The organism is Roseivirga thermotolerans, from assembly GCF_014653175.1.
Classification (GTDB): Bacteria; Bacteroidota; Bacteroidia; order Cytophagales; family Cyclobacteriaceae; genus Roseivirga; species Roseivirga thermotolerans.
Genome location: NZ_BNAG01000001.1, coordinates 778,756 through 805,675, shown reverse-complemented (window position 1 = coordinate 805,675; position 26,920 = coordinate 778,756). Strand labels below are relative to the sequence as shown.

General features: G+C 43.4%; 23 protein-coding genes. 12 read left to right on the top strand and 11 right to left on the bottom strand.

The features are described 5' to 3' along the window. Window positions 1-3 precede the first annotated feature (3 nt). On the bottom strand, window positions 4-327 hold the full coding sequence (locus tag IE164_RS03465; RefSeq protein WP_189628783.1) for a Rieske (2Fe-2S) protein: 324 nt from the start codon (window positions 325-327) through the stop codon (window positions 4-6). After that, the gene (locus IE164_RS03460; protein ID WP_189628782.1) at window positions 327-3,449 is read right to left on the bottom strand and encodes a S41 family peptidase; all 3,123 of its coding nucleotides are present in this window, start codon (window positions 3,447-3,449) and stop codon (window positions 327-329) included. The genes IE164_RS03465 and IE164_RS03460 overlap by 1 nt, the downstream gene beginning before the upstream one ends. Window positions 3,450-3,555: 106 nt before the next feature. On the opposite strand from IE164_RS03460, the gene IE164_RS03455 reads away from it, so the two are divergent. Both IE164_RS03455 and IE164_RS03450 read left to right on the top strand, forming a co-directional pair. Next, on the top strand, window positions 3,556-5,820 hold the full coding sequence (locus IE164_RS03455) for a TonB-dependent receptor family protein (RefSeq protein ID WP_189628781.1): 2,265 nt from the start codon (window positions 3,556-3,558) through the stop codon (window positions 5,818-5,820). A gap of 1 nt (window position 5,821) precedes the next feature. Next, window positions 5,822-6,415: a nitroreductase family protein gene (locus tag IE164_RS03450; RefSeq protein ID WP_189628780.1), complete on the top strand. Its 594-nt coding sequence runs from the start codon at window positions 5,822-5,824 to the stop codon at window positions 6,413-6,415. 16 nt (window positions 6,416-6,431) lie between these two features. Here the strand turns inward: IE164_RS03450 and IE164_RS03445 are convergent, their stop codons facing one another. Next, window positions 6,432-7,088, bottom strand: a complete 657-nt coding sequence (locus tag IE164_RS03445; protein WP_189628779.1) for a hypothetical protein — start codon at window positions 7,086-7,088, stop codon at window positions 6,432-6,434. 63 nt (window positions 7,089-7,151) lie between these two features. Then, on the bottom strand, window positions 7,152-7,850 hold the full coding sequence (locus tag IE164_RS03440; protein ID WP_229838508.1) for a methyltransferase domain-containing protein: 699 nt from the start codon (window positions 7,848-7,850) through the stop codon (window positions 7,152-7,154). Window positions 7,851-7,889: 39 nt separating this feature from the next. Between IE164_RS03440 and IE164_RS03435 the strand changes: the two genes are divergently transcribed. Further along, the gene (locus IE164_RS03435; RefSeq protein WP_189628778.1) at window positions 7,890-8,366 is read left to right on the top strand and encodes a hypothetical protein; all 477 of its coding nucleotides are present in this window, start codon (window positions 7,890-7,892) and stop codon (window positions 8,364-8,366) included. Here the strand turns inward: IE164_RS03435 and IE164_RS03430 are convergent. Beyond that, window positions 8,343-9,449, bottom strand: coding sequence for a type III polyketide synthase (locus IE164_RS03430; RefSeq protein WP_189628777.1), 1,107 nt, complete (start codon window positions 9,447-9,449; stop codon window positions 8,343-8,345). The two genes, IE164_RS03435 and IE164_RS03430, sit on opposite strands and share 24 nt — an antisense overlap. A 48-nt stretch (window positions 9,450-9,497) precedes the next feature. Between IE164_RS03430 and IE164_RS03425 the strand changes: the two genes are divergently transcribed. Then, entirely contained in the window at window positions 9,498-10,403 is a 906-nt protein-coding gene (locus IE164_RS03425) for a UbiA family prenyltransferase (RefSeq protein WP_189628776.1), read from the top strand. On the opposite strand, the gene IE164_RS03420 is transcribed toward IE164_RS03425, so the two are convergent. Then, window positions 10,400-11,599, bottom strand: coding sequence for an NAD(P)/FAD-dependent oxidoreductase (locus IE164_RS03420; protein ID WP_229838507.1), 1,200 nt, complete (start codon window positions 11,597-11,599; stop codon window positions 10,400-10,402). The genes IE164_RS03425 and IE164_RS03420 overlap by 4 nt on opposite strands. A 32-nt stretch (window positions 11,600-11,631) precedes the next feature. On the opposite strand from IE164_RS03420, the gene IE164_RS03415 reads away from it, so the two are divergent. Further along, window positions 11,632-14,130 (top strand): zinc-dependent metalloprotease, encoded by a 2,499-nt coding sequence (locus tag IE164_RS03415; protein ID WP_189628775.1) that lies wholly within the window; start codon window positions 11,632-11,634, stop codon window positions 14,128-14,130. Between the two features lie 179 nt (window positions 14,131-14,309). Here IE164_RS03415 and IE164_RS03410 read toward each other — a convergent pair whose 3' ends face one another. Together IE164_RS03410 and IE164_RS03405 are read right to left on the bottom strand one after the other, a co-directional pair. Further along, a complete protein-coding gene (locus tag IE164_RS03410) occupies window positions 14,310-15,548 on the bottom strand; it encodes an aspartyl protease family protein (RefSeq protein ID WP_189628774.1) in 1,239 nt (412 codons plus the stop codon). 50 nt (window positions 15,549-15,598) lie between these two features. Beyond that, the gene (locus tag IE164_RS03405) at window positions 15,599-16,039 is read right to left on the bottom strand and encodes an SRPBCC family protein (RefSeq protein WP_189628773.1); all 441 of its coding nucleotides are present in this window, start codon (window positions 16,037-16,039) and stop codon (window positions 15,599-15,601) included. 152 nt (window positions 16,040-16,191) lie between these two features. On the opposite strand from IE164_RS03405, the gene IE164_RS03400 reads away from it, so the two are divergent. Beyond that, window positions 16,192-19,206: a CHAT domain-containing protein gene (locus IE164_RS03400; RefSeq protein ID WP_189628772.1), complete on the top strand. Its 3,015-nt coding sequence runs from the start codon at window positions 16,192-16,194 to the stop codon at window positions 19,204-19,206. A gap of 42 nt (window positions 19,207-19,248) precedes the next feature. On the opposite strand, the gene IE164_RS03395 is transcribed toward IE164_RS03400, so the two are convergent. Both IE164_RS03395 and IE164_RS03390 read right to left on the bottom strand, forming a co-directional pair. Further along, a complete protein-coding gene (locus IE164_RS03395) occupies window positions 19,249-20,274 on the bottom strand; it encodes a tetratricopeptide repeat protein (RefSeq protein WP_189628771.1) in 1,026 nt (341 codons plus the stop codon). A gap of 6 nt (window positions 20,275-20,280) precedes the next feature. Next, window positions 20,281-20,820 (bottom strand): RNA polymerase sigma factor, encoded by a 540-nt coding sequence (locus IE164_RS03390; RefSeq protein WP_189628770.1) that lies wholly within the window; start codon window positions 20,818-20,820, stop codon window positions 20,281-20,283. Window positions 20,821-21,042: 222 nt separating this feature from the next. Here IE164_RS03390 and IE164_RS03385 point away from each other — a divergent pair, with 222 nt between their 5' ends. The 4 genes from IE164_RS03385 (at window position 21,043) to rpiB (ending at window position 24,163) form a co-directional block, all read left to right on the top strand. After that, complete coding sequence (locus IE164_RS03385; protein ID WP_189628769.1) at window positions 21,043-21,543, top strand: response regulator; 501 nt, start codon at window positions 21,043-21,045, stop codon at window positions 21,541-21,543. Between the two features lie 83 nt (window positions 21,544-21,626). Continuing rightward, on the top strand, window positions 21,627-22,901 hold the full coding sequence (glyA, locus tag IE164_RS03380; protein WP_189629280.1) for a serine hydroxymethyltransferase: 1,275 nt from the start codon (window positions 21,627-21,629) through the stop codon (window positions 22,899-22,901). Next, entirely contained in the window at window positions 22,902-23,732 is an 831-nt protein-coding gene (gene tatC, locus IE164_RS03375; RefSeq protein ID WP_189628768.1) for a twin-arginine translocase subunit TatC, read from the top strand. Continuing rightward, complete coding sequence (gene rpiB / locus IE164_RS03370; RefSeq protein WP_189628767.1) at window positions 23,732-24,163, top strand: ribose 5-phosphate isomerase B; 432 nt, start codon at window positions 23,732-23,734, stop codon at window positions 24,161-24,163. Before tatC ends, rpiB begins: the two co-directional genes overlap by 1 nt. On the opposite strand, the gene IE164_RS03365 is transcribed toward rpiB, so the two are convergent. Next, complete coding sequence (locus tag IE164_RS03365; RefSeq protein ID WP_189628766.1) at window positions 24,157-25,185, bottom strand: hypothetical protein; 1,029 nt, start codon at window positions 25,183-25,185, stop codon at window positions 24,157-24,159. The genes rpiB and IE164_RS03365 overlap by 7 nt on opposite strands. Window positions 25,186-25,262: 77 nt before the next feature. Here IE164_RS03365 and rbfA point away from each other — a divergent pair, with 77 nt between their 5' ends. Together rbfA and IE164_RS03355 are read left to right on the top strand one after the other, a co-directional pair. Continuing rightward, the gene (gene rbfA / locus IE164_RS03360; protein WP_189628765.1) at window positions 25,263-25,640 is read left to right on the top strand and encodes a 30S ribosome-binding factor RbfA; all 378 of its coding nucleotides are present in this window, start codon (window positions 25,263-25,265) and stop codon (window positions 25,638-25,640) included. Beyond that, on the top strand, window positions 25,637-26,863 hold the full coding sequence (locus IE164_RS03355; protein WP_189628764.1) for an ABC transporter permease: 1,227 nt from the start codon (window positions 25,637-25,639) through the stop codon (window positions 26,861-26,863). The genes rbfA and IE164_RS03355 overlap by 4 nt, the downstream gene beginning before the upstream one ends. The last annotated feature ends 57 nt before the right edge of the window (window positions 26,864-26,920 follow it).

Sequence of the window (26,920 nt, the reverse complement as noted above, 5' to 3'; positions counted from 1 at the left end):
AACTTAATACAGGTTGATAAACACACCTTCCTGTCTTATTTCCACTTCGAAGGTTTTTAAATCTCTGCACTTTTGGTTGGCTTCGCTGCCGGTTTGCAAGTGGAAGCGGTAGGCATGAAGCGGGCATACAACTTCTCCAAATGCGGTAATTTGTGCTTCGGAGAGAGGGTGCATTTGGTGCGGACACAGGTGTTCAAAGGCAAAGAAAGCCTGCCCGTGCCTGGCCAGGCAAACCTTCTTTTCGCCTATGCGCAGCAACCGTATACTTTTATGTGCAAAAGCCTGATGGAGCTGAGCGGTATTTTCAAAAACCCTGATGGAGGGCATTAATTTTTAAGCTGTTTGAGTACTTCCTCAATGGCCTTTTCCAGCTGAGGGTCTCGACCTTTTACCCGATCTTCGAAAGTGGTGCGCACATAAATATCGGGCTGTACTCCAACTTGTTCTATGTTTTTGCCATCGAGAGTATAACAACCCCAGCTTGGCAGTCGATACGAAGAACCATCTACCAGACCTGCCCCGCTGGTGAAAATAATCCAACGGTAGGTTTCTGTGCCAATTATAGTGCCCAGCCCCAGTTCCTTAAATCCTGTGGCGGTCATTTCTGCATCGCTGAGACTTTGCTCATTAATGAGTAAAACCATGGGTTTTGCTCCTGCACCAAAGTTGCCTTGGGGAGTCAGCTTACCCTCTCTAAACTTCCATTGCAGATAAGGCTTTTGCGAAAGGAATTTTAGTACCTCATCGTGCACGTTTCCTCCGGTGTTGTATCGCAAATCCAGTATGAGTGCATCTCGGTTATAGGCTTCGGATGTCATTTCAATGAGAAACTCCTGCAGTGAACCTCCGCTCATATTCTTCATGTGCACATAGGCCACTTTCTTATCAGTTTTGGAGTCTACCACCTTTTGGTTACCGGCAATCCATTCATCGTATAGGTTGGCGCGAAGACTGCCCGTACTGTTGGGGTGAATTTTAACTTCAATCGTATTGCCGTTTCGGTTGAGCGTTAAATGTACCTCCTCATCTATAGAGGGTTTGGCCAGGTAGTATTCTCGGTTCATGCCCGGGTCTATGGTTTCACCGTTGATGGCCGTAATCAGGTCTCCGGGTCTGATGTTTTTATCGGGAAAGTCGGCTGGCCCTTCGGACACTATGTGGGCAACTTCATAAGGATTATCGTTCGAGAACAGCAGCCCGAGGTTCAGGCTTGAGGTTCGGTAATAAGTTCTCTCATCTCTGCCAAAAGAGTTGAAACCCATGTGCGAAGAATTAAGCTCGCCCAGCAAATCGTTGAGCAAGGTGCGCAATTCGGTACGACTATTTAGGTGCGGTAAAAACCGGGCGTACTGATCTTTTAACTTGCTCCAATCTTCTCCGTGAAAGGTTTCATTGTAAAAGTTCTGCTCAATGCCTGCCCATGTTTCGTAATACATTTGTTTGAACTCGCTTTGCAAGGATCTCCGGAAATCGAACTTTATATCGATAGGGGTGATTTTCTGGTTGCTCAGGTTCAGTTTAGCTATTTGGCCCCCATTGTTTAAATAAAGGTTCTTCTTTACCTGAATAATTCCGCCTGCGCTTGCCGAACCATTGATTTTTTCTGTGTTCGGTCGTTCAAAAGGCTCCAAGGTGGTTACCCAAAGCGCATTCCGGGCTTCATCGTGATTAGACCGGTATATAATATGCGTTTTATTGCCAGACTTAACAACATAAGGAGAGCTTTGACTTCCGAAGTAGGGGCCAATTTGCTCCATTTCTCTTAGCACATTGGCTTCGAAATCAATGGCCGTTTGGGGTTTAGAATCGTCATTGTCAGTGGTTTTTTCTTCTTTCTTTTCCTCAAAAACCTTGGCTAGCTCATCCGATTTAAAGTCTCTTTCATGCCTAACTAAAGGAACACGATATATACGGGCGTCTCTCATTCCAAACGGGTAGCTTGGCTCTGTGCGGTTACTCACAAAATAAATGTACTTGCCCTCAGGCCCCCAAAAAGGGCTGGTTTCTGGCACCCCTGTTTTGGTGTAATTGTGTGTGGTTTGGGTTTCGAGACTGTATATATAAATGTCTTCTTCAAAATCGTTGCGAACAGTAAAGGTGAGGTATCGGCCATCAGGAGAAAAGCGTGGCTGGGGGTTGTATAGGCCCCATAGCTCTTCGTTGGCCACCGTTTCACTTTTCAATGTCTCCAGGTCCAACAGCCTAACCTCCCGAATACCACTGTAGTAGGCTGCTTTGGTAAGGTCGGGGTTAAGTTCCAGGTTGCGGTTAGAGCCCTTATCAAACGTAAGCTGTTTTTCACCTGTACCAGTGGCAGCATCTATGGTGAATAAGTTGGTATATCCGCCCACCGTTTGGGTATATAATAGAGTTTTGTTGTCTTTCAGCCATTTTACTTCAACCACCCGCTCTTCAGGTTTGGTCTTTAGTTGCTTCACAAACTTGCCGGAGATGTCAGAGACAAAGAGCTCTCCGCGACTCACAAAGGCCAGCTTTTTTTCGTCTTGAGAAACATCGAACTCTGAAATATTCCCATCGGTAGAAAACTCCTGCTCCTGAGCCAGCGTGTTATTCTTGAAAACAGAAATATCTACTTTTTGGCTTCTCTTTCGGGACACATCATATACATGAATCTGATAGTCTTTTTCAAAAACCACAAACCCACCGTTGGCATTTACCTGGGGGTTTTTAATGGAGGTGTTGAAGTTGGTTAGTCGGGTTTTGGTGCCATTCACAAAGCCATACAGGTTGTATTGTCCGTTCGATTCATCCGATGCAAAGTAGATGTTGCCATTTTTGTCTATGGTAGACCACATGTCCTTGCCTTCGTAGTCGGTTAGCTCCTCATAGGTCCCGGTTTTGGTGTTGTAGGTTTTAATATCCGGATTAAAGGTGCCTTTGTAGCGCTTACGATGTACCTGATTGCTGCTTTCCCAACTCTCATTAAAGAAAACTCGCCCATCGGGGTGTATGGCCAAATTGTGAGGCCAGTTGAAGTAGTGTTCAAAAAGACGTTTTGGAGTTCCGCCCTGCACACTTACTGTGTAGGCAGCCGTTCGGTTATATCGCCCCGACCGGAAATAAATGGTTTGACTATCCCACGACCAGGTTTCTACTTCATCGTTGGCAGAGTTATAAGTAAGTTGTCGGATTTCTCCTCCATCAATCGGCATCAGATAAATATCGGCATTGCCATATTGGTTAGAAGAAAAGGCAATCCATCGGCCATCCGGGCTTATTCTGGGGTATTCTTCCACACCATCCATGCCTGTGAGGCGAGTGGCTGTTCCACCGCTGCTGCTCACTTTCCACAGGTCACTTTCGTAAGAGAAAACTATTTGGCTACCGTCTGGTGTTAAGGCAGGGGTAGAGGCAAAATAAACATCCTGTTGAGCCTGAATAGAAAAAGCAATCAGCAGGCATAAGCTGAATAGTGTTGATTTAATCATAATGTTAGCATTTACCGATTAATGAAATAGCCGTTTGTAAAGTGAGCAAAAGCCACTTGTTTAGTGCCTTAAACCTTTATTGCCGACTAGTCTGAAAAGTATGCCCATGAATTTAAGAAGATATGGCCTAATGCTCTTGGTTTATCTGATGGCTTTTACACCATCGGTAATCTGGGCACAAAGCCAGCTGTTTATTTTAACGGAAGCCCTGAAACCGGTGGAAGCAGCCATGATAAGCACTAACACCGGCCAGTTATGGCTAACCGATAAGGAGGGTAGGGCAAACATTCCGCTGGCCGAGCCTATGCGCTTGACGGTTCAGTATGTTGGTTTAGAGACTAAAGAAATCTTGCTAAAGCCTAAGCAGAGTCTTACGGTGGTGCTTGAGGTGCAAACCACTCTGTTGAACGATGTGTTTGTGGAGGGCTTCACCGATAGTGAAAGGCTTTCCAAAATGGCCGGAGGCATTGCTCGGCTTGACGCTAAGGATTTGAATCGATTCGATAACTTCTCGTTAGTTTCGGCAGTGAATACGCTTCCCGGAGTGCGGTTCGAAGAAAGAGCTGGTGCCAGTTATCGGATATCCATTCGAGGAAGCTCCATTCGTTCTCCATTTGGAGTGAGGAATGTGAAAGTCTATTGGAATGGCATTCCATTTACCGAACCAGGGGGAAACACATTTCTGAATCTGCTTGATTTGGCGAATGTGGGCAACATGGAAATCATTAAAGGGCCTGCGGCTAGTGCTTATGGTGCCGGAAATGGCGGAGTGATCAAACTGCAAAGCACCAACTTGTCTCAGCTTTCCAATGCTACGGAAGTGGGGTTAACGGCTGGTTCTTTCGGAAGCTTCCGTTCCAGTGTTCAATCAAACTGGCTGGGCGAAAAAACGAGCATCACCGGCAAATATGCTTTTCAAACCAGCGATGGTTACCGCGATCACAACGCAATGCAAAGGCATGTGGCCGAAGTAGATTTGCTGCATTTCGCCAACGAGCGCAAGGCGTATTCAGCGTCAATCCTTTATTCCGACCTATTTTATGAAATTCCCGGAGGCCTAAACCCAACTCAACTCGCTGAAAACAGAAGACAAGCCAGACCGGGCAGCGAGGCTTTCAATGCTTCCATAGATCATCAGTATTTCATTATCCGTGGAGGGCAGGAATATGAGTTTTCAGAAAACTTCCGCAGCGATGTAAATGCCTACTTCTACAACCGCAACTTTGAGAACCCCTTCAACCTGGATTATAAGCGAGACCAGGAAAACAGTGTTGGGTTTCGTGTTCAGCTAGAGAATGATTTTAGCTTTTTAGGCCGAAGGTCTTCCGTTACCTATGGAAACGAGTTTCAAGTAGCCTGCTTCGATGGCAGCAATTTCGGGAATGTGGGGGGCGAAGCGGACACCATTCGTTTTAGAGATGAACTCACCAACAAGCTTTCTTTCTGGTTTGCCGATGTGAAGCTCAATCTGACTGAAAGCCTGAAGCTCACGGTTGGCGCAAGTTTAAACCACATTGATTATGATATCAATCGGGTGGAGGACAAAATCAATAATTCGCCCGGCCAATTCAAAAAGGAATTCGATCGGGTGTTTAGTCCAAGAGTGGCTTTGAGTAAGACTTGGGCAGAAAACTTTAGCACACACTTGTCGGTATCGCATGGCTATTCTCCACCAACTACTACGGAGGTACGCACCAATGAAGGCAGCATTAACACAGCCTTACAGCCAGAGATTGGCATTAACTATGAGCTGAATATTCGGGGTGCTGCGGTATACAGAAGGCTTTCTTATGATGTGGCGCTGTTCATGTTCAACCTGGACGAATCCATAACGACAGGAACTGACGGCAATGGAGTGGTGCTATTTCAAAACTCAGGTCAGATAGACCAAAAAGGTTTGGAGGCTGCGTTGCAATGGAATTGGCTGACTCAGCCTTCCACCAGATTTACAAGCTTCAATAGCCGATTGGCCTATACGTATCACGATTTTGAGTTCAAAGAATATGTAGATGGTGGTGACGATCTGAGCGGAAATGCCCTGACCGGAACGGCACCGAATGTACTTTCGCTGATGACCGATTTCAGCCTGATAAGTGGTTTTTACGCCAATTTAACTTATCAGTATTCGGATGAAATTCCTTTAAATGATGAGAACACAGTTTACTCCGGTGCCTATCAGGTGTTTCATACCAGAGTTGGCTATAAAAGAGCAAACCCAAATACTGATTATGAGTTTTTTGTAGGAGTGAACAACTTGTTCAATGAGGAATACAGCTTGGGCAACGACTTGAATGCTTTTGGACAACGATATTTTCAACCTGCCCCGGAAAGAAGTTTTTATGTGGGCCTAAACCTGAAATTCAAACATTGATATGACAAAGTTCGATACCCAATCGGTTAACGATTTAATAAGAAACAGACGTTCTATTTACCCTGCGCAATATACTGATGAGCCGGTTGACGATGCCATCATTAAAGAGATGCTGGAGAATGCCAATTGGGCTCCAACGCACAAGCTTACCGAGCCTTGGCGGTTTGTAGTTTTTAAGGGTGAAGGATTACAAAAGCTGGCTACCTTTCAGGCCGAGCTATATGAACGCGTAAGCATGGCAAGAGGCACATTCAATGAAACTACGCGAGAGAAACTAGCCACTAAACCCCTATTGGCCTCGCATATTATTGCCATTGGCATGAGCCGCGATGCTAAAGAAGTACTGCCTTTGGAAGAAGAAATTTCTGCTGTGGCTATGGCCGTGCAGAACATGTATCTGACAGCCACCGCCCATGGTATTGGTTGTTATTGGGGCTCTGGCGGCATTACTTATTACGAGGAGGCTAAGGCATTTTTTGGGTTAGAAGCTAAAGACAGGCTTTTGGGCTTTCTCTATGTTGGAACGGTAAAAGAAGGATTCGCCCCTCAAGGCAGAAGAAACCCCATTGAAGATAAAGTGAGTTGGGTGGGATAAGGTTTACTGGCCAACTTTAACGTTGAATTTCGACTATGTATGACTTCCAATACTCCTGAATTCTTTCAAATTTTTCAGGAGTATTGAACTCTTTACACTTAGCTAAAGTCTCAATATCCTCAGCACCATTTGTCTTGATTAAATTTTGACAATCGCATGCTAGAGATGATATGGACTTCAAACTGAAGTCCTTGATTTCAAAAAGTATGGACTTCCAACAATTATCAGCGCAACCACAAGAGGCGTAAGAGTAATTGAAAATTTTTCCTTCGTATTCTACCGTTTGAACTGTACCGAGATTCCAAAAACCATTAATGGATTCAAGTCTATCTGTTTCCTCGTTCAGCTGAAAAAGAAACTGATTTCCATTTCTTACCGCTAAGTCATACTTAACGAGAATGCCTACTTGGTCATTAATTAAGTTTTGAGTGATTTCCAATGGAAAAGAATATGCAGACTCAATTGTTTGAAGGTTTGTGACATTCCCCCTCTCAACTTTTTCTAAGTAAATCAAGACCGTGTCCTGAGAGGATGCCTTTAATTCTGTTCTTATTCTTAGAACTCCGTTTTTAATCTCTTTTAGAGTGAGAAGCTTTTCTTTGACAAAAACACTCTCAGTTTGTCCTATGATGGCGAGAGGAAAAAATAAAAGAAAAACTACTACCCACTTCATATGTTATAGAAAACGGAAGAATATTAGATACCGCATGTTGAATAGAAATATCTTATCACTGCATCAAAAAACCAACTGCCATCTAAAAGCCCACATCCATTGGAGGGTGAAGCGGTCAATTTCTGCATCGTTCATTAGCTGAACCAGCTCTTTTCTTTTGAAAGCTCGAAGCACTGAGAGTGGCCCATCATTCTTCACCATTTCTGATTTAGAAAATAGGTTCACCAGCAGCTTAATGGAATGATAGGCCAGCGGGTGTCTGTGCAAGTCGTTAATGACAACCCCAATTTTCGCTTGAGACTTAAACTGCCTGAAAATACCTGTTAGCTGTTTTTCCGTAAAATGGTGTGTAAAAAGCGTGCATAGAATGATATCAAATTCCCGCTGTTTGAATTCTTCAGAGAAGATATCCTGCACTTCGAACCGAATGTTCTTAAACTCCTTACAGTTTTCTTTGGCATATTCGATAATGTGAGGGTTCGCATCAAAGCCCACCAACTCAACTTCGAGCTTCTTTTTGGAAGCCCACCTGGCCACGAGTTTGAGAATGTCTCCACCACCGCAACCTAAGTCGGCAATGACTAAAGGACGAGAAGGTGATTTCTTCAGCAGTTTTACCAGGCCATCGATGGTCACAAAGTTACCTCCTAACCACCTGTTAATGGTCTCTAGTTCGCGAAGCGTTTGATCCATTGAAGGACCTCCTGCCGTGAGGTCATCCATAAGCTCTTCATTGTAAGCGCGGTGTTTATACCTGTTCATGTGGCTTTTCGGGGCGTCTTCTTCTTTGGATTAAACATAATGATTAAATTAATGGCTATGGTTAGGGCCTTACCGATTTGTTTTGTTCTGTGGTTTTGCACCGGCTTTTTGGCCAAAGGGCAAAGCACCGAAGAGGCTACTCAGGCCTTTATACTTAAGGTAATGTCTGACTATAAGAACCCTTTGGCCTATTATCCTTTTAACAGAGACATTTTTCTGCCTTCACAGCAAGAGTTGGACTCACTCGATCGGGCTTTTCAGCGATCGCCTTATGTGCGGGGTCGTTCTCCTTTCTTGTTTGTTTATGGCGATTCGTTAAAGCGAGAAAGTTTTGTGGACGCTACGGGCAGGCCTCTGTTTCCGCAAGGATTGTTGAACCTCAAAACCAACTTACCGAGTGGCTACGACTATGCGCTGAGGCGTCAGCGGGTTTTATTGAAAAGTAACCCTAACGCAGGTCGGTTTTTATTGTACAATCAGGAGTTCCGAAAATTAAACAAGTCGCAAAAGCATTGATTCCATGGTGAGTCCCGGGCCGAAGGCCAGAGCCAGCACCCGGTGGTCTTTGTGGTTGGAGTCGAGACTTTCCCAAAGCATTTTCAAAACAAATAGTATGGTGGGGGAAGACATGTTGCCATATTCGGCCAGCACTTTTCTACCGGCCCAGTCGGCATGCTTTTCTATGCCTAAAGCCTTTTCTATAACCTCGAGAATTTTTTTCCCACCCGGATGAAGCGCATAGTGGTCAATCCGTTGGTTAGAGGTGCTTGCCAGAAGGCGGGTTACCAGATGCCCTATTCCTTTTTCAATAAGCGTGGGCACATAGGCACTCAACTTCATTTCGAAACCAAAATTGCCAATGCCCCAGGCCATCTCATCGGCACCTTCCGGATAAATATCGTTTAAAAATGCTTCCGGGCTCAGCACCGTAGGTTGGAGACTGTCGGCTCTTTGAGACGACATAACCAATGCGGCCGATCCATCGCCAAAAATGGCATTGGCCAAAAGGTTATCGTCATCGCCCGATTTCTGAAAATGAATGGTACACAGTTCCGTAGCTACAATAAGTACCTTGGCGTTTTCATTGGCTTTGCAAATTTGGTCTCCCAGTTTAATGGCCGTGAAGGCCGCATAGCAGCCCATAAAGTTGATGCAGCTCCGTTGAATGGAGGTATTGAGTCCCAACTCGTGTACCAAGTCGATATCCAGGCCGGGAGCATACATGCCGGTGCAGCTTACTGTGATGAGGTGTGTGAAGTCTGAGGCAACCAAATGCGTTTGTTGCAGGGCCTCTTGAGTGGCCCGAACCGAAAGCCGGGCAGCATTTTTCCGATAAAGGTCGGCCCTGTGACTTGTGGTAGGAAAAGGCTCCAGTTGCTCAGAGTTTGGATAAAAGTTCCACTTTCTGGAGTCGGCCTGTTGATAGTCGCTTATTACCGAGTAGCGCTGTCTTATGCCGGTGGCTCTATAGAGTGCCTGAAGCCTGTTTAATGCCGAACCGGTAAATCCATGGGCTTTCCCCATAAATTGGTATACCTGCTGTTGTTCTATGCAATGTGCCGGGTTGGCAACGCCAATGGAGATAATCTTACTGCCCACATTCTATAATAGTCGTTTTATGCTAAATTGTTCAGACAAAAGATTAATATGTTCAAAAAGGCTACCTGGCTTCATTTACGCCTTCCATTCTCTTACTTTTTGCTGCCTATTTTCCTGTTGGCCCTTTCTATAAGCCACAACCTTTCCGAAGAAGCTATACTCTGGCTTTTTATTATCCTTCACATATTCATTTATCCGGCCAGTAATGCCTTCAATAGCTATTTCGATAAGGACGAGGGGAGTATTGGGGGGCTTAAAAACCCACCAAAGGTAGACAGGAACGTGCTGTACATGGCCAACTTGTTCGATACTCTCGGCCTGGCTCTGACGCTTTGGTTTTTTTGGGGAAATTGGGTTTTGGCGGCTATGCTTGTGGTGTACATCGGTGTCTCAAGAGCCTATAGCCACCCGATGATTAGGCTTAAAAAGTTCGCTTTTTTAAGTTGGTTCATTGCGGGGTTCTTTCAAGGGGCGTGGGTGGTGTGGACGGTTTACATAGGCCTTAACGACTTTGCTTTTTCCAGTCTGTTTAAGGCACCCGTATTAATACCGGGTTTGCTGGCATCGGCTATTCTGTGGGGTTCTTACCCCATGACACAGGTATATCAGCACCGGGAGGATAGTAAAAGAGGCGACTACACGCTTTCCATACGATTAGGCATTTTAGGTACCTTTCACTTTACGGCCATTTGCTTTGCTGTTGCCACACTGGCCTTTTGCCTGTATTTTCAGGCCTATTGGCAACTCTTCTATGCCTGGCATTTTTTGCTGGCTATGCTTCCTGTACTCCTGTTTTTTGGTTGGTGGTATTTGAAGGTGCTAAAGGATAGTTCCATGGCTAATTTTACAAATACCATGAGACTCAACTTCATAAGTGCTACCTGCCTGGGAGGCTTCTTTCTCTATTTCTTTTTACACAGCTCTCATGTTCTCAACGTAGTAGGGCTGTACTAGAAAGGCTTACCGTGGGTATTTCTCATTATCGCTTTGGCCAAAAACGGAAGGTGTTTCATTGCATTAACAGCCAACTCTGAACTCCAGGTAGAACCAAAGAGTTGCTGAGTTTTCCGGCCCACCCAAAGACGCTTGCGGAAAAGCGCACTCCACACATGGGTATATTCCCGTTCTAGCAAAGGCCGTTGCAAGGTGCTGTGTGGCCAGTGCTTTGCGACCAAATCAGACAATATTTTTCCGCTATGAATAGCCATGGCCATACCATTTCCGCAAAGCGGGGTTATAAGCCCGGCCGCATCTCCTGCCATTAGTATGTGTTTTTCTATTGGCTTTTTGGGAGCAAAGCTAAAGGCATTGATGACTTCGGGTTTTTCCAAAACAAAATCTGAATAGAGAAAAATAGAACGGAGAAAAGGGTTTTTAAAGAGAACAGCTTGCTCCATGGCCTCTATGCTCCCATACTTTTTCAGCCTATCGCGGCTGCCCATATAACATAGATTATAGGTGCCGTTTTCTATGGCACTTATTCCGCAATAACCACCCTCAAAATTGTGTAGGCTAATCTGATCTCTGGGAAAGTCAGTTCGAATGTGATACTTCACTCCCAGAAAATCGGTTTTTTGGTGAATAAAAGATCGTTGCAGACGTGTATCGAGCAGCGATCGTTTGCCATAAGCCCCAATAACTAATGGAGCAGTGAGCTCCTGGCCATCAGAGGTCTGAAGACGGAATTGTTCTTCTTCGAATTCACAGGAAACAACACCCACCTGCTGAATAAGTTGTACGCCTTCCTCTATGGCCAAATGAGCCAGGTGTTGATCCAACGTGTACCTGCTAAGTCCAAAACCACCTAAATCGAGAGGGAGCCTGAGGCTTTTGCCTTTAATGGAGGTAAATTCAAAACGATTGATCTGAGCAGGTTCTACAGATTTTGGAAGTAAACCCGAACGTTTCATATAAGGTAATACTTCGTTGGATATGTACTCCCCACAAACCCTGTGAAAGGGATACTTCTTTTTTTCGAATAAGCGAACTGAAAAGCCTGCTCTGTTAAGTTCAATGGCCGATATGAGCCCTGATAGACCCCCTCCTATTATGACTATTTCTTTCAATACTCTATCTGTTCCCCTGTTGTATCGACCACTTAAATAAAATGAAAAATACCTGTTGCTTTTTGGCTTAAGTTTAATGTTCAATATTGATATCAGTGAAGATAACTATTGTTAACATGAGACCTTTAAAAACAACTACAAAGAGTTTGTTCACTTTGTTGTTGGCCGCAGCGATGATATTCTCATTGAATGATGCCAATGCTCAGAGGAGGAACAAAAAGAAACAGGAGGAGCAAAAAGCCAGCACCCCTCCACCAGAGCAAAAGGCACCACCCAAAAAAGGAGGGATTCAACCTTTTGAAAAAGTAATTACGAAAGACGCTGAGTCCGATGAAGGACTGTTCAACGTACACAAGTTAGACGATAAGTACTACTTCGAAATACCCGATGCCTTATTGGGCAGAGATATGCTCATGGTTACCCGAATTGCCAAAACAGCCTCAGGCATTGGTTTTGGTGGAGGAAAAACCAACACTCAAATGTTGCGATGGGAGAAAGTACAAGACAGAATTCAGGTAAGAATTATTTCTACTACCATTACGGCAGCAGATTCACTGCCCATTGCCGAAGCAGTTTTGAACTCCAATTTTGCCCCAATACTGGCGTCATTTCCTATTAAAGCTCATGCTAAAGACTCTGCCGGAAGTGTGATTGATGTAACCTCCCTGCTTACCGGGGATAACAAAACAATGGGCTTACCCAACTTTTACAGAACGCAATACAGAGTTACCCGACTTGATAACGATCGGTCGTACATAACTCGGGTAAGCAGCTACCCGGAAAATATTGAGTTGAGACATGTAAAAACCTATCTGGCCGGCAACTCGCCTTCGGCCGATGACGATGGTTCCATTACGGTTGAGATGAGCAACTCTATGATTCTGTTGCCTAAAGAACCAATGAAAAGAAGGCTCTATGACAGAAGAGTAGGATGGTTTGCCAGGGGTACAACCGACTATGGTTTGGACGTTCAGCAATCGAAAACTATCCGATACCTGGATCGATGGAGACTGGAAGTTAAAGAGGAAGACATAGAGAAGTTTAAAAGAGGCGAGCTGGTAGAGCCTAAAAAGCAAATAGTTTATTACATAGACAGAGCCACACCTAAAAAGTGGGTAAAGTATATAAAGCAAGGGGTGGAAGACTGGCAAGTAGCTTTTGAAGCCGCTGGTTTTAAAAATGCCATTATTGCCAAAGAGGCCCCATCTCCGGAAGAAGATCCGGATTGGAGCCCGGAAGATGTTCGTTATTCTACCGTGCGTTACCTGGCTTCACCAATTCCTAATGCCAACGGTCCGCACGTTTCTGACCCACGATCAGGCGAAATTCTGGAAAGCGATATCAACTGGTATCACAATGTAATGACCCTGCTAAGAAGGTGGTTCTTTGTGCAAACCGCAGCCATTAACCCAATGGCACAATCGCCTGAGTTCGATGATGAAGTAATGGGTAGACTCATTCGTTTTGTGTCTTCTCATGAAGTAGGACATACCCTGGGCTTGCCACACAACTTTGCCTCCAGCTATGCCTATCCGGTAGATTCGCTCAGGTCGGCTTCATTTACATCCAAAATGGGTACTGCACCATCAATTATGGATTATGCCCGCTTCAATTACATAGCTCAGCCTGAAGATAAAGGGGTGGCCTTAATGCCAAATATTGGTATTTACGATAAGTATGCCATTGCCTGGGGTTACAGGCCTATTTTAGATGCTAAAACCCCTGAAGATGAATTGCCAACCCTGAGAAGATGGATTGAAGAGAAGAACGGAGATCCGCTTTATCGCTATGGGCGTCAGGGCAATCCGAACGATTACACGGCTCAGAGTGAAGACTTGGGTGACGATGCAATGAGAGCTAGCAACTATGGTATAGAGAACCTCAAGCGTATTATGAAAAACCTCAGAGACTGGACCTATGTAGAGGGTTCGGATTACTCTGAACTAGAAGAAATGTATGGTGAGGTTAGGTCTCAGTTTAATCGCTATATGGGCCATGTGGGCCGCTATGTGGGTGGTGTAAAAGAAGATTATAAGACTGCCGATCAGGATGGAATGGTGTATACTCATGCTCCTAAAGCTAAGCAGAAGGAAGCGGTAGAGTTCTTAAACAACCAGCTATTCAATACACCTAAGTGGATGTTGGACAATGAGATTCTGGGCAGATTGCAGGACTATGGTGCTGTAGAAAGCATGAGGTCTTTGCAGGTAAATACACTCTACAGCCTTCTTGAGTGGAGAAAGCTTGGCCGGGTAATAGAGAATGCTGCCCTCAATGGCTCTGATGCTTACACTATTACCGAGCTCTTCAGCGATGTTCGCAACGGCATTTGGTCTGAACTAAGAAGAGGTAGCGCAATAGATACTTATAGAAGAAACTTGCAGAGGGCTCACATTGAGCGTTTGGAGACATTGCTTACAGAAGAAGCACAGTCTTCGCGCTTTGCTCCAAGCATAGACGCTTCGCAGTCAGACATTAGAGCAGTAGCCAGAGGTGAATTGAAAGCACTTCAATCGGCTATTAGAGCAGCCATTCCAAGAACGTCAGACAGCATGTCTAAACTGCATCTGGAAGATGCACTGGTAAGAGTAAATAATATACTCGACCCTAAATAAAATTAGTTGGAAGACTGGTGTTCGTCTATGACGACCCGGTCTTTTATATGAAAGGCCTTTCTGATCATGGTAAAACAGTAGGCAGCGCATTCGTGCTGCTTGCTGTTTCTTTCTAATGCAAAATCAACAGCAAGGAGTAGAGAAAGAATATGACCATCGGAAAGGCCTTCGTGTTTTCATTAAATGAGCTTTCTTAACCGAAGGGTCTTTTTAAACAGCTCTCCGTTTCTACGGATTATGATATCGAAGCTGGTGCCTGTATCGCCCCTTAGAAAACCATTTATTTCAGAGAAAGTATAGAAAAACACCGGTTTATTGCCAATAGCTATGATTTCATCATTTGGTTGGAGACCAATTTTTTCTGCAGGAGAATCTGGAATTATATCGGCTATAAAATATTGATTGAGTTCTTTGCCTAAAGCGGTAAAGGTGAAGCCTGCGCGATTAAACTTAAACTCCTCCTTATACTCTTTGGTCTTCTTAAAATAGACTGCTCCGTTCAGGTAATCATAAATAACATTAAATCTGGAAAGCATATCAGAACCCAGAGTACCATGCCGAATAATGGTTCCGTCTCTATCGCTCACTTCTGTTTGTATTTTCCATTGTTGAGGGTAAGAGGTGATTACGTTTTTAAATTTGAAATGCTTGCCTAGCCAGACTTTCTTTACTCGGCCTATTTTTCCTGACAACAAGCCTGTAATTCCGCTTCCTATCGTATGATCTAAGGTTTTCTTTGGAAGATCAATTTGTTCATGTCGCTGTTCATCGAGAAAAAGAGCACTGCTAGCACCAGAATCAATCAGCAGGTTGAACTTTTGCCTTTTTTTTCCTTTTTGTTTGATGTCTACGGTTATGTAGGGTCTAAAGCTTTTAACCTCAATATCCATTCGTTTATAACCTTTTGGCGCTTTGAAATTATCGTGTTTGTACAAGCGGATTTTTTCGTTCTGATAGTCTATTTCTACCACAAAGCGATTGAAGAGCTCTGAACCCAGCACCCCGTGAGCATTTATACCCAACATACCCTTAATGTCCAGGTTGTTCTCTTTCAAAACCAACATGGTTTGCTGAGAAGCTTCTACGCCTGTCATTTGTATTTTAAGGTCGTTGGCCACTAGCAGATCTGTGACTTTGTTCCCGTTGGAAGCATAAATGGGTATTTTTCTGGCGTTCACCAGATTGTTTTCAGCGATTACCCAACGATCGAATATTAGGCCAGACTCTGAACCGGTATCGAGAATAAAGTTGTATGGGCCGTTTCCGTTAACAAGAATGGGAATAACGATTAGATTACTTTCCTCTTTAAAGCTAAGTTCAACAAAATCTTTATTGTCCGACAGATAGAAGCCAAGAGGGTTTTGGGCATTGAGGTGAATTGAAATAAAAAGAAGAAGAAACAGTATCCAACCTTTCATACCCTTTGTGTTTGAGTTACCTATTAAACAGATACGAAATATGTTCACCCTTAGTTTTTGCCGAATATATTCTTGTATATTGGTTTTCTATAAATAAACTGTATTGCCAATAGGGGATAAAGCAGAATATCCAAAAACCATAAACCGGTCGTGTAATAAACATCATCAGTGATTATGGTTCCCTCACCATTTTTCTCGAGTAAGTGTTTATGTCTCCAATGTTTTAAGGGGGCAGGAATTTTTGTGCCTTCATCAATGAAGTAAAACTGCCCACTATCTTCCTGATCTTCAGTGATTGTACTTGTCCACCACTGTTTAAAAAGCAAGAAATCTAGCCTGAGAGCTACAATATGGCCTTTGCGACAGCCATCGAACTGAATTACCTTTACTTTAGGAAACGGAGGACTGAGTCTTTTGAAAAGATCTTCGTTAAACCCTTGAACTACTTGATCAAGTGGCTTTTGTACCGGTGTAGACAAACGGATTCTCATTTAAGCTAAAACTAACATAATTGAATAATGTTGGCTTAGCATGTTTCCGTTTTGTTGATTGGTTCGAAAGTAACTATCTTCATTATAATTCACCTATTCACAACGAAATGCGCGCCAATCTTTTCATAAGATGGTTATGTCTGTTTATACCGATGCTGCTGTTAATTATTCTTGCAGCCTCAGGCCTACATGGGCAAGACTTTAAGTTCCAGAAAAAGCATGATTACAAAAACAATGAAATAGAGCGGGTGAAGCCACTGCTTCAGCGCGCTCGCGATGTGAGTGAGTCGGAGGCAGTAAAGCTGTATAAGCAGGCGGCAGCCTCATTCGAATCTATTTATGAGAGAGCCATTGTGAATGAGGATTATGAGCTTGCGGTGGTTGCGCTAAACAATCTGGCCGACACACAAAGAAGGTATCTGGCCAAGGAAAAGTCTTTGGAAACTTTAAAGCGTGCCAAACAAATCCTAATAAACCACATTCCGGTAAGTAGCATTCTATGGAGCGAAACCTACCTGAATGCCGGAGTTATTGAGCACCGCTGGAATGACTATTACAGGGCCATCGACTTTCTCGATTCTGCTCAGTTACTTTATGAAAAGGCAGCGGAATATGATAGTGCTATTTATCAGGATATTTTAGACTATAAGTTCTACGCCTATTGGTACTCCAAGTCCAATGTAGATACTCTACTCAAGTATATTAAAGTAAGAATAGATTTTGAGGAAGCGGTTCAGAAAGACAATTTCAATCCAGATGAAATACTATACATACGGCAGGACTATCCTCGTATCTATCTGGCAAAAGGTGAGTATGACATGGCTTTGGCTTACGCCATAAGCAATTATAAGTATCTGGAAGAAAACAGCCGAAAAATATATGATGGCACAAAGCATAGTATTTTATACGATCTGGCCTGGGTGCTGTATCAGAAAAGGGAATTTCAAAAGGCTCTGGATATTGCCATGGAATCCTATACCACTATTCCTAAAGATGTTAACTACACGGCCTATCTGGACCTTACCTATTTGATGGGTTTGTTGTATAATGGCCTAGATCAGCCGGTAGAGTCTAACAAATACTTTCAAAAAGTACTCGATGCGAACATTGATGCCCGACTAGGGGCTCAAAGAGGTATATTTAAGGCGAACGCGCTGCTTTCGGTTGGCTTAAATATGATAGCCATGGGAAAAGTAGACGAGGCCCGTAAGCTCATGTTAGAGTCGCTCGAAAGGGTTAAGGCTTTGGTAAACTTTCCCAGTTCCGACATGTTTCAACACTACCGTTACATTGGAGACTTTTACGCTTCTCAGAACAATTGGAACTCAGCCCTACTCAACTATGATTCGGCCTTGAGAAATACAGAGCTTAATTATCCGGACGATATTCTCGCCTTTCCTAAGACAGATTCGGCCAGTAAGTTTTCATTTCAGACCTTAACTGTACTTACCAAAAAGGCTCAGGCATTGTCTTCTATGAGTAGACAAGATTCTGTAGACTACCTTGAGGCTGCGTTGGATTATGTAGATAACACTCACTTTAAACTTCAGAAGAACCGAAATGATTTATATCAGGCCGAAGGAAAATTATACCTAAGCCAATTTTTTAAAGACTTGTACGAAGCGGGAATTAGTGCAGCTTACCAGTTGTACATGGTTACGAAAGATGACCGTTATACCCACAAAGGTTTTTACTATGCACAATTGAGCAAGGCCAATCTGTTTCTCGAACAATCAAAAAACTACCAAAGCCTGGTTGGCTCCAATGTTCCTTACGACCTCAAGGAGGAGTACTTCCTGATTAGTAATGAACTTCAAGAGCTAAAGAACCAATTGTATGAGTCGCTGGATAATTCTGTAACGAGTGACTCGGTTATTAAAGTGAACGATCAGATATTAGTTCTACAGGAGCGCCTTTTGAGGATAAAAGATAGTATTGAGAACAACTATGTGAGTGGGTTGCTTCAGTACGAGTCTGAACCCAGCGCTCCGGCCCTTATTAAAGGCCAGTTACTTATGGAGTACTTTGTGGGTAAAGAAAATATTTATGTTTTTGGTTTTGACGCATCGGGCAAGGTGGTCTTTAGACGAAGCCCCTACGACTCAGAGCTGACTTCCCATCTTGAAACTATGATAGCCATCGTTTCGCGGCCACCTAACCTTAATGGTGGCGATATCACTGCTCAAATGAAAGACTTTGAGGCGTCTTCCTATTTTCTGTTTAAGAAGCTTGTAAGTCCTGTTCTGAACCAATTCAAAGCGGAAGAAATATTACTTATACCTGATGAGCTGCTGACAAGAATACCTTTTGAAGCTCTTATAACCCGTGCTCCGCAAAACGACAGCTATAAAACATACAGATATTTGGTAAGAGACTATAAGGTCAGGTACGCTCTGTCTTCTAACAACCTTAAGTTAGGGTCTTTTGAAAAGAAGGCTACCAAAAACATTTTGGGCATGGGTTATAGTGGTGTACAAAGTAGTAGTCAGCCCTTAAGGTCACAATTTGCAGCGCTGCCAGGTACCGATACGGAGATTAAGTTTCTTCGGGCACGGTTTGATGGCACCTACTACCTTGGTATGGAAGGATCCAAGAGCAAGTTTTTAGAAGAAGCCTCAGACTATGATATAATTCACCTGGCTATTCATGGTAAGGCCGATAGTATTAGCCGGTTTCAATCCAGCTTAATTTTTAATGGTCAAGATAGCTTATTAAGTACTAGTCAGCTTTATCTGGCCAACCTGAATGCTCGTCTTGCGGTTTTAAGTGCTTGTGAAAGCGGAACAGGTACCAGCGAAAAAGGAGAAGGTACTTTTAGTATTGCGAGGGGCTTCGCAATAGTGGGAGTTGACAATATTGTAATGAGTCTGTGGGAGGTTAACGACAAAATTACCTCAGAACAAATGGTTAGTTTCTACAATGGGTTTCTTGAGCAACGCAACGACTTAAATACGAGTTTGAGAAACATGAAGCTGGGATATCTTGAGGCTAACGATTCTTATTCCTGCCATCCCTATTATTGGGCTAGCTTTATTCACCTGGGTAGCAATATGTATTTCGATGATGGTGGAGCAAGTAAGAATATCATGTATTGGCTTCTGGGCTTTGTGATTGTAGCCGTTCTAATCTTGCTCATATGGTATAGAAATAGAAAAAGGGCTTATTAAGCCCTTTTCCTCGCGTGCATATGTGTGTGATTAGAGAGTATTTTACATTTTGTCAAGAACGAATGCCCATCCCATTTTAGAGCGACCTTTTCCTCTTGACTTTTCGAACACCATGAAGACCGCCAAGTCACCCTCGGTTAGATCTTCAATTGGGTCATCAGTCATGAACTGAAATTCTTTGTCGCCAGCCAAATTGGTAACAACACCGAACTGATATCTTCTTTGACCTAGAGTATTGTCAACATCTGAGCCATCAGGAGTGTTTCTTTCTCTTGGTCTTTGTTCTACCTGAACTACCGGACCGTTGTCCATTTCAGTTTCGTCAAAGCTTAAGCCCATGTCTTCCAAAATAGCTTCAGCTTTTTCTTTGTACTCGCTTTTGTTCACCAAAATATGAGCAAGGTTCCCTAAGGCAGCTTTCTCATCGTTGTTTTTTAGGTGAGCCAGAGCTAAGTACCATCTGGCCTGCTCTTTGAATGTTGAGAAGTTATTCACAACAGAGTTTAAGCTTTTGATAGCCTCCTCAGACTCGCCAATTTCCATTTGGCTCACACCGAGGTAGAAATAGTTCATGGCACTTGGCTGCATGGTTACAACTTGTGAGAGTGCTTCAGTCGCAGCTTCAAAATTTCCTGCATCGTATGCTACCATGGCTTGCTGCTCTAGCGTCAGCGCCTCAGTAGCCGCACCCCTCACTTGTCCAGCCAAGTTGTTGTAAGTTGTGTAGTGCTTGTCGTATAATTCTTGGTTGTTGAGGGAGGAACTGTTGGTTAACCCAACATAGGTGATTGCTGCTATGAGCACTATGCTCGCAGCGATTGAAATTACTTTTTTCATAACAGTCTGATCTTTGGTTGTTTCTTCTTTTTCAATGCGCATTTCAAACTCATTGAAAAGGTCTTTTACGTCCTGACGTGCTTTTTGCTTTACGCTCAGACGAATGTCTTTGAGCTCTTGAAATTCTTGATTGAAGGCGGGATCGTTGAGGAGCCTATTCCTGAAAGCCTTTTTTTCTTCCGCTGAGAGTTTCCCGGAGAGGTACTTCTCAATCAATTCAAAATCACTCATAAAATTTTATTCTAACAGTCTTTTAATTCTTTGAATACACTTGTATTTCAAATTTTTCACTGTGTTGCCATTCTTATAGCCCAGTACTTCAGCGATTTCATCGTTGGATAAATTGTTGAAGTAGAACAATTTCAAAATGTCAGCACAGGGGTTTTGCAGAGTTTCGATGATGCTCCTGACTTTCTCAAGCTTACCTTCTCGGTCTTGCGTTTGATCGTCAATTTCTTCTAGCAGCAAATTGTCTTCAAGCTCTTCGTTGAAAGATAGCCGTGAGTCTCTTCTGGAATCTGACAACAACTTGTTTTTGCCGATGGAATACAGATAAGTTTTTATACCTGCATCATTGATTTCCTCAACAGTGTCTTCTAGAACGTTTTCATAGAAGGAGAGAATAGCGTATTGAAAAATGTCGACCGCCTGCTCTTTTGTACACTTGTGTGAATAGGTGATCCATTTGATGAAACTTACTCGGTACGACCGATAAATCTCTTCTAATGCGTCCCTATCACCTCTTCGAAGCCGCAAGATCAACGAGTTTTCACTCATGCTCTCATTCTTTAGTGATTAGAATTGTAAAATGTCACCCAAATCAGGGAGTTTTTTTTCATTTTTTTTTTCAGACCTGCCATTTCTCTGAAAATTCTCGATTTATAAAAACTAATTGTTATTTATATCTTATTTGAAAAAAAATTTCAGAAAAACTTCTGTCTAAAGGGTGACAATTTCGGTTTTCGATCACTAATAATATACAAGGGAGATGTTATGGGAATGAGATCGTACTACTTAATTGACAACAAGATTCAATCGCTGGAAGAACCGGAGGTTGCCGCTTTGTCAAAAATGAACAAATCAAAATCAGCCACCTTATTGGCCGACCAACAAGTGCTGGTTATCGATGACAGTCCCATCAACCTAATAGTAGCTGAAAAGACTCTATCAAAATTTGGTGCCAAATGTTTCAGGGCAATTTCTGCAAAAGAAGGTCTAAAGGTTTTCCATGAAGAAAAAATAGACCTTGTGCTTATGGATTTGCACATGCCTGTTATAGATGGATTCAAAGGTACCGACCTAATAAGAGAAACAGAAAAGTTTCAAGCTCACCCTGTTCCCATTATGGCTTATACCACTTTTTCACACGATGAGGTAATGGAGGGTATAAAAAAGCACAAGCTTGATGGCTACATTGGCAAACCATTTACTCAAGCTCAGGTCATAGGCTCTATCTTTGAGGTGCTTAGCCTGAGACAGCAAAAGTATAAGCAGGCCTAGCTAATTTTTAAGCCCCTATTCTTACTGCTCTTCTAAATTGTTAATTCAATACCCATAGACTATTTTTGGCACAAAAAGAACGCATGGCCAAAGACAACATCATCTTCGATTTAATTAGCAAGGAGAAAGAACGCCAAACCAAAGGCATCGAACTTATTGCATCAGAGAATTTTGTTTCTAATCAGGTGATGGAGGCCATGGGCTCCGTGCTCACCAATAAATATGCTGAAGGGCTACCTGGTAAGCGGTACTATGGCGGTTGTGAAGTGGTAGATGAAGTTGAGAACATAGCTATCGACAGAATCAAAGAACTATTTGGTGCCACCTGGGCCAATGTGCAGCCTCACTCAGGAGCACAGGCCAATGCCGCAGTGATGCTGGCCTGTTTGAAACCGGGAGATAAGATTCTCGGGTTTGATCTTTCTCATGGCGGACACCTTACACATGGTTCAACGGTAAATTTTTCCGGAAAGCTATATCAGCCATCGTTCTACGGTGTAGAAAAAGAAACCGGTCTAATAGACTGGAATAAAGTTGAGGATACGGCCAAAAAAGAAAGGCCCAAAATGATTATTTGTGGTGCTTCGGCCTATAGCCGCGATTGGGATTACGCTAAGCTTAGAGAAATTGCCGATGCAGTTGGAGCACTTTTATTGGCCGATATTTCCCATCCTTCCGGATTAATCGCCAGAGGTCTTTTGAATGACCCTATAGAACATTGCCATATTGTAACCACCACTACTCATAAAACCTTGAGAGGGCCTCGTGGTGGATTGATTATGATGGGGCAGGACTTTGAAAACCCTTGGGGGCTTAAAACACCAAAAGGTGAGACCAAAATGATGTCTCAGCTTTTAGACGGAGGGGTGTTTCCCGGTACTCAGGGAGGACCACTGGAGCATGTAATAGCAGCCAAAGCGGTCGCCTTTGGAGAAGCCCTTTCTGACGATTACATGAACTACATAGTTCAGGTAAAGAAGAATGCAGCAGCTATGGCTTCTGCCTTTGTGAAAAAAGGCTATAACCTTATTTCGGGTGGAACAGACAATCACCTAATGCTGATAGACCTTAGATCCAAAGGGCTAACCGGTAAGCTGGCAGAGGCAGCACTTGGTCATGCCGATATAACAATCAACAAGAATATGGTTCCGTTTGACGACCGATCGCCTTTTGTAACATCGGGAATGAGGGTTGGTACAGCGGCTATTACCAGCAGAGGCCTTGTTGAAGACGATATGCTGAGAATAGTTGAGTTGATTGATGCGGTTTTAATGAACCCAGAAAACGAAGAGAATTTATCTTCGGTGAAAAAAGAAGTTAACCACTGGATGAGTTCGTATCCGTTATTCAAAGCATAATTGGCACTAGATCAACTTCACGATGATGACAAGGAAATGGGTTTCCTTGATCACCTGGAGGAACTAAGGTGGCACCTGGTTCGTTCGGTGGTGGCCATTGTGGTTTTTTCCGTTGCTGCTTTTTTGGCGAAAGACTTTGTTTGGAAAGGAGTAATATTGGCTCCTATATATTCTGATTTCTGGACATACAAACAACTGTGCTATTTAGCAGAGCTCTTTAAAACTCCGGTGTTATGCTTGGGAGATATTCCCATCGATATCCAAAACAGAACCATTACGGGGCAGTTTACCATGCACATTAAGTCCTCGTTGGTAATAGGTCTGGTTTTAGCCTTTCCCTACGCTTTTTGGGAAATTTGGAGGTTTGTGAAGCCCGGTTTACGGCACAGCGAGCGTAGTGCTTCAAGAGGTGTGGTTTTAGCTGTTTCTTTTCTATTCATAACAGGTGTTTTGTTCGGTTACTACATTGTTACCCCACTCAGTTTAAACTTTCTGGGCAACTACTCTTTGGTAGATAGCATCGACAACAACATTGATATAACCTCAATTCTCAATACTATAGCCACACTAGTATTGGCTTGCGGGTTTATGTTTCAGCTACCCATGGCTACCTATATTCTGTCTAAGGCAGGCATTGTAACGCCTGATCTAATGAAGCGCTACAGAAGGCATTCTATAGTGGTTATTCTTTTGCTTTCGGCTATTATAACCCCGCCCGATGTAATGAGCCAGATACTTATAGCTCTTCCATTGAGCCTCTTATATGAAATAAGCATTGTTATATCTAAAAGGATTAACAAAAAACGGGAACGAGAACTTTACGAATCATAATGAAAATAGGAATAGGTGGCGATCATGCCGGATTTGCTTATAAGCAGCAAGTAAAACAGATGTTAGAAGAGCAGGGCCACGAGGTGAGAGATTTCGGTCCGAATAGCGAAGAGTCTACTGACTATCCTGACTATGTGCACCCACTAGCTTCGGCCATTGAAAGTGGAGAGTTTCAGTTGGGTATTGCCATTTGCGGAAGCGGCAATGGAGTGTGCATGACGGTAAACAAACACCAAAACATTAGAGGTGCTTTAGTTTGGAACACCGAGCTTGCTGCACTGGCTCGCCAGCACAACAATGCCAATGTTGTGTGTATTCCCGCGCGTTTCATAGATCTGGATTTGGCCAAAAGTATAGTGAACACCTTTATCGAAACCAATTTTGAAGGCGGAAGGCACCAGCGTAGAGTTGATAAAATTGCCTGTCAATAAAAAGGCTGTAAAAACAGCATGATGACCGAGAGGGCTATTAGGCTCAGAAAAAAGAGTTCTGCAAGCCATTTGCGCTGAATGTGCAGCAAGAACTCCGTACAAAAATAAGCTAGAGCCAGTGTAAGGGTTACTATTCCTGCTATTTGACCTCTCGATAGAAAGCAAAAAGTAAGAATTCCGAAAATCCCTATCCAGGTAAAAACACGCTTGAGTGTTATTTGCAGGTTAGTCATACCCATACCCGCTAAGTTGCTCGTGCTCGCAACAAAACTAAAGGCCACCGGCAGGCAGAGTCCCATAAGAGCATTGAGAACAAGAGGCTGATTAAAGTCAAAGTCCACTAAGACAGGTGCATAGAGCAGCCAAAAATTAGCCCCCTCTTCCTGAAAAAGAAAAACCATCCATGTACCAATTAAGGTAAGGCCAAAGCCCCAAAAAAGAAGAAGATACCGCCTGCCCAAAGTGCCGGAGTAGAATAGGAACAACAGCAAGGCCAGGACAACATACCAGGCAAAAGGAATGTAGAACAGACTACTTAGTCCCAGAAAAATACCGGCCGTTAGTACGGTCTCGTCACTGTTTCTATAGCGGAGGTGCCGCTGCAAATAAACAAGAGCCAGTAAGAAAAACGTGGAGGCTATTAGTTCTGCACTTAGCCAAAGCACTGATGGATGAAAGCTAAAAAGTATGGTGGAGAGGGCTGCCGGTACGTAAGTGTTTTCTTCGAAGGCCGAATTGCGGATAAGCAAAGCGTTTAGGGTGGTGGCATTTACCAATACAAATGCTGATGCCAGAAACATATTGAGCAAAGGGCTGTTGAACACAAATGCCAACCCCCACTGCAGTAATCCATAAAGCGGCCCCGCGGCTCCTACAAACAGGTCGGAGGGGAAAGCCACCGTTAGTGCTACAGGGTCAGGAACGGCTTTTAGACCAACTAAAGCTATTGCCCGAGAGGCTAGTATAAATAATACAATACCTATAACCCTGAAAGGATCGTTCTGTCTGAAGTAGCGTAACAACCGATTCTTTTTTTGAAAAGGCTAAGGTAAAAAAAGCACTTGAAGGAAAATCAATCAATAAATCAGATATTTGCACAATGGCTACAAAAAGACAGCAGAAGTTTTCCAAATTAATCAAAGAGGAAATCAGTAAAATATTTCAGCACCAATTTTCAGGAGCCTTTTCCGGCAAGCTGGTGACCATTACCGATGTGGAAATGAGCCCCGACCTTGGCTTTGCCAAAATATTTGTGAGTGTGTTTCCTATAATTCATTCCGATCAGATTCTGGATCATATCGAAGAAAATAAAAGCAAAGTACGAGGAGCACTTGGTCGCACCATTGGTAAACAGGTTAGGGTGATTCCCGAATTAGCCTTTTTCCTTGATAGTACGGCCGAGTATGCCTCCAGAATGGATTCACTCATTGATTCGCTCGATATTCCGGAAACAGACCCTACAGACGAAGAAGATTGAATGTATCTACCTTCATAGCCAAGCGGTACTTTACCACTTCCAAAAAAAAGAACTTTATTCAGGTTCTTTCCTGGATATCTATGATTGGTGTAGCCATAGGCACCATGGCTCTTATTGTGGTGCTTTCCGTTTTTAATGGATTGGGCGATGTACTTCGGTCCGTGTACCATACTTATGATGCCGACCTGAAGGTGGTGCCCAAGACCGGCAAGTCTTTTTCTTTGAGCGAGGAGCAGCTCAAACAAATCCGTGAGCTTAACGGGGTATCATCACTTTCCAGAATTATAGAAGATAATGCCGTAGCCGTTTATCGAGACAAACAAGCTGTGGTTCAGATAAGGGGTGTAGAAGAAAGTTTTATGGAAACCGGCAAGCTAGACTCCTTTCTTTGGCGGGGCAAGACAATGCTTAGAGAGCAAGATCAGGAATATGCCGTTTTAGGTGCTGGTCTTTCGGCCGAGCTGGGCATATTAATAGAAAGTGATTTTTACCGCATTGAGCTCATTTACCCCAGAAACCTAAGACCCGGAGCTTTACCTTCTACCAATTCGGTGAGAAGGTTACGCGTGAAACCCTCCGGCATAGTGAGTATCGATGCGGCCATAGATGAGCGGCTAATGGTTGTTTCCTATCCGGTAGCATCGCGATTACTCGACTACGACAACCGGTACACCGCCCTTGAGCTTTACCTGAAACCGGAGGCCAATACCAGCAGAATAGAACAGCAAGTAGCGTCAATAATTGGTGAAGAGTACTCCATACTTGACAGTGATGAGCAACACGGTGATCTTATGAGAGCGGTCAAAATAGAGAAGCTTTTTGCCTACATAGCTCTTTCATTCATTACACTCATTGCCTCTTTCAATATCTTCTTCTCTCTTTCCATGTTGGCCATTGAAAAGAGACGAGACATGGCCATTCTTTTTGCCGTAGGAGCCACTCATAAAATCATTCGACAAATATTTTTAAAGCAGGGCATAATTATAGCTTTTGTAGGAGCCATTTTTGGGCTCGTGCTTGGGCTTTCGCTTTGTTATTTGCAAGACCGCTACGGGCTGGTAGGCTTAGGTATGGCCAATGCAGTGGTTTCGGCCTATCCCGTAAAAGTGGTTTGGACGGATGTTTTGCTGGTTACGTTTAGTATTACCCTAATAACTATGGCTACCGCTTACAGGCCAGCCATTTTGGCCAGTAGGCTGAACCCCATAGAGTTCCTCGATTAATTTCTACTATCGTCACAATTCGTTTTTTAAGAAAGGCCTAAAAGCATTATTTTGCGA

Coding starts and splice junctions, on each gene's coding strand:
- IE164_RS03465 (WP_189628783.1), bottom strand. CDS start 327: ATGCCCTCCATCAGGGTTTTTGAAAATACCGCTCAGCTCCATCAGGCT.
- IE164_RS03460 (WP_189628782.1), bottom strand. CDS start 3,449: ATGATTAAATCAACACTATTCAGCTTATGCCTGCTGATTGCTTTTTCT.
- IE164_RS03455 (WP_189628781.1), top strand. CDS start 3,556: ATGAATTTAAGAAGATATGGCCTAATGCTCTTGGTTTATCTGATGGCT.
- IE164_RS03450 (WP_189628780.1), top strand. CDS start 5,822: ATGACAAAGTTCGATACCCAATCGGTTAACGATTTAATAAGAAACAGA.
- IE164_RS03445 (WP_189628779.1), bottom strand. CDS start 7,088: ATGAAGTGGGTAGTAGTTTTTCTTTTATTTTTTCCTCTCGCCATCATA.
- IE164_RS03440 (WP_229838508.1), bottom strand. CDS start 7,850: ATGAACAGGTATAAACACCGCGCTTACAATGAAGAGCTTATGGATGAC.
- IE164_RS03435 (WP_189628778.1), top strand. CDS start 7,890: ATGATTAAATTAATGGCTATGGTTAGGGCCTTACCGATTTGTTTTGTT.
- IE164_RS03425 (WP_189628776.1), top strand. CDS start 9,498: ATGTTCAAAAAGGCTACCTGGCTTCATTTACGCCTTCCATTCTCTTAC.
- IE164_RS03415 (WP_189628775.1), top strand. CDS start 11,632: ATGAGACCTTTAAAAACAACTACAAAGAGTTTGTTCACTTTGTTGTTG.
- IE164_RS03410 (WP_189628774.1), bottom strand. CDS start 15,548: ATGAAAGGTTGGATACTGTTTCTTCTTCTTTTTATTTCAATTCACCTC.
- IE164_RS03405 (WP_189628773.1), bottom strand. CDS start 16,039: ATGAGAATCCGTTTGTCTACACCGGTACAAAAGCCACTTGATCAAGTA.
- IE164_RS03400 (WP_189628772.1), top strand. CDS start 16,192: ATGCTGCTGTTAATTATTCTTGCAGCCTCAGGCCTACATGGGCAAGAC.
- IE164_RS03395 (WP_189628771.1), bottom strand. CDS start 20,274: ATGAGTGATTTTGAATTGATTGAGAAGTACCTCTCCGGGAAACTCTCA.
- IE164_RS03390 (WP_189628770.1), bottom strand. CDS start 20,820: ATGAGTGAAAACTCGTTGATCTTGCGGCTTCGAAGAGGTGATAGGGAC.
- IE164_RS03385 (WP_189628769.1), top strand. CDS start 21,043: ATGAGATCGTACTACTTAATTGACAACAAGATTCAATCGCTGGAAGAA.
- glyA (WP_189629280.1), top strand. CDS start 21,627: ATGGCCAAAGACAACATCATCTTCGATTTAATTAGCAAGGAGAAAGAA.
- rpiB (WP_189628767.1), top strand. CDS start 23,732: ATGAAAATAGGAATAGGTGGCGATCATGCCGGATTTGCTTATAAGCAG.
- rbfA (WP_189628765.1), top strand. CDS start 25,263: ATGGCTACAAAAAGACAGCAGAAGTTTTCCAAATTAATCAAAGAGGAA.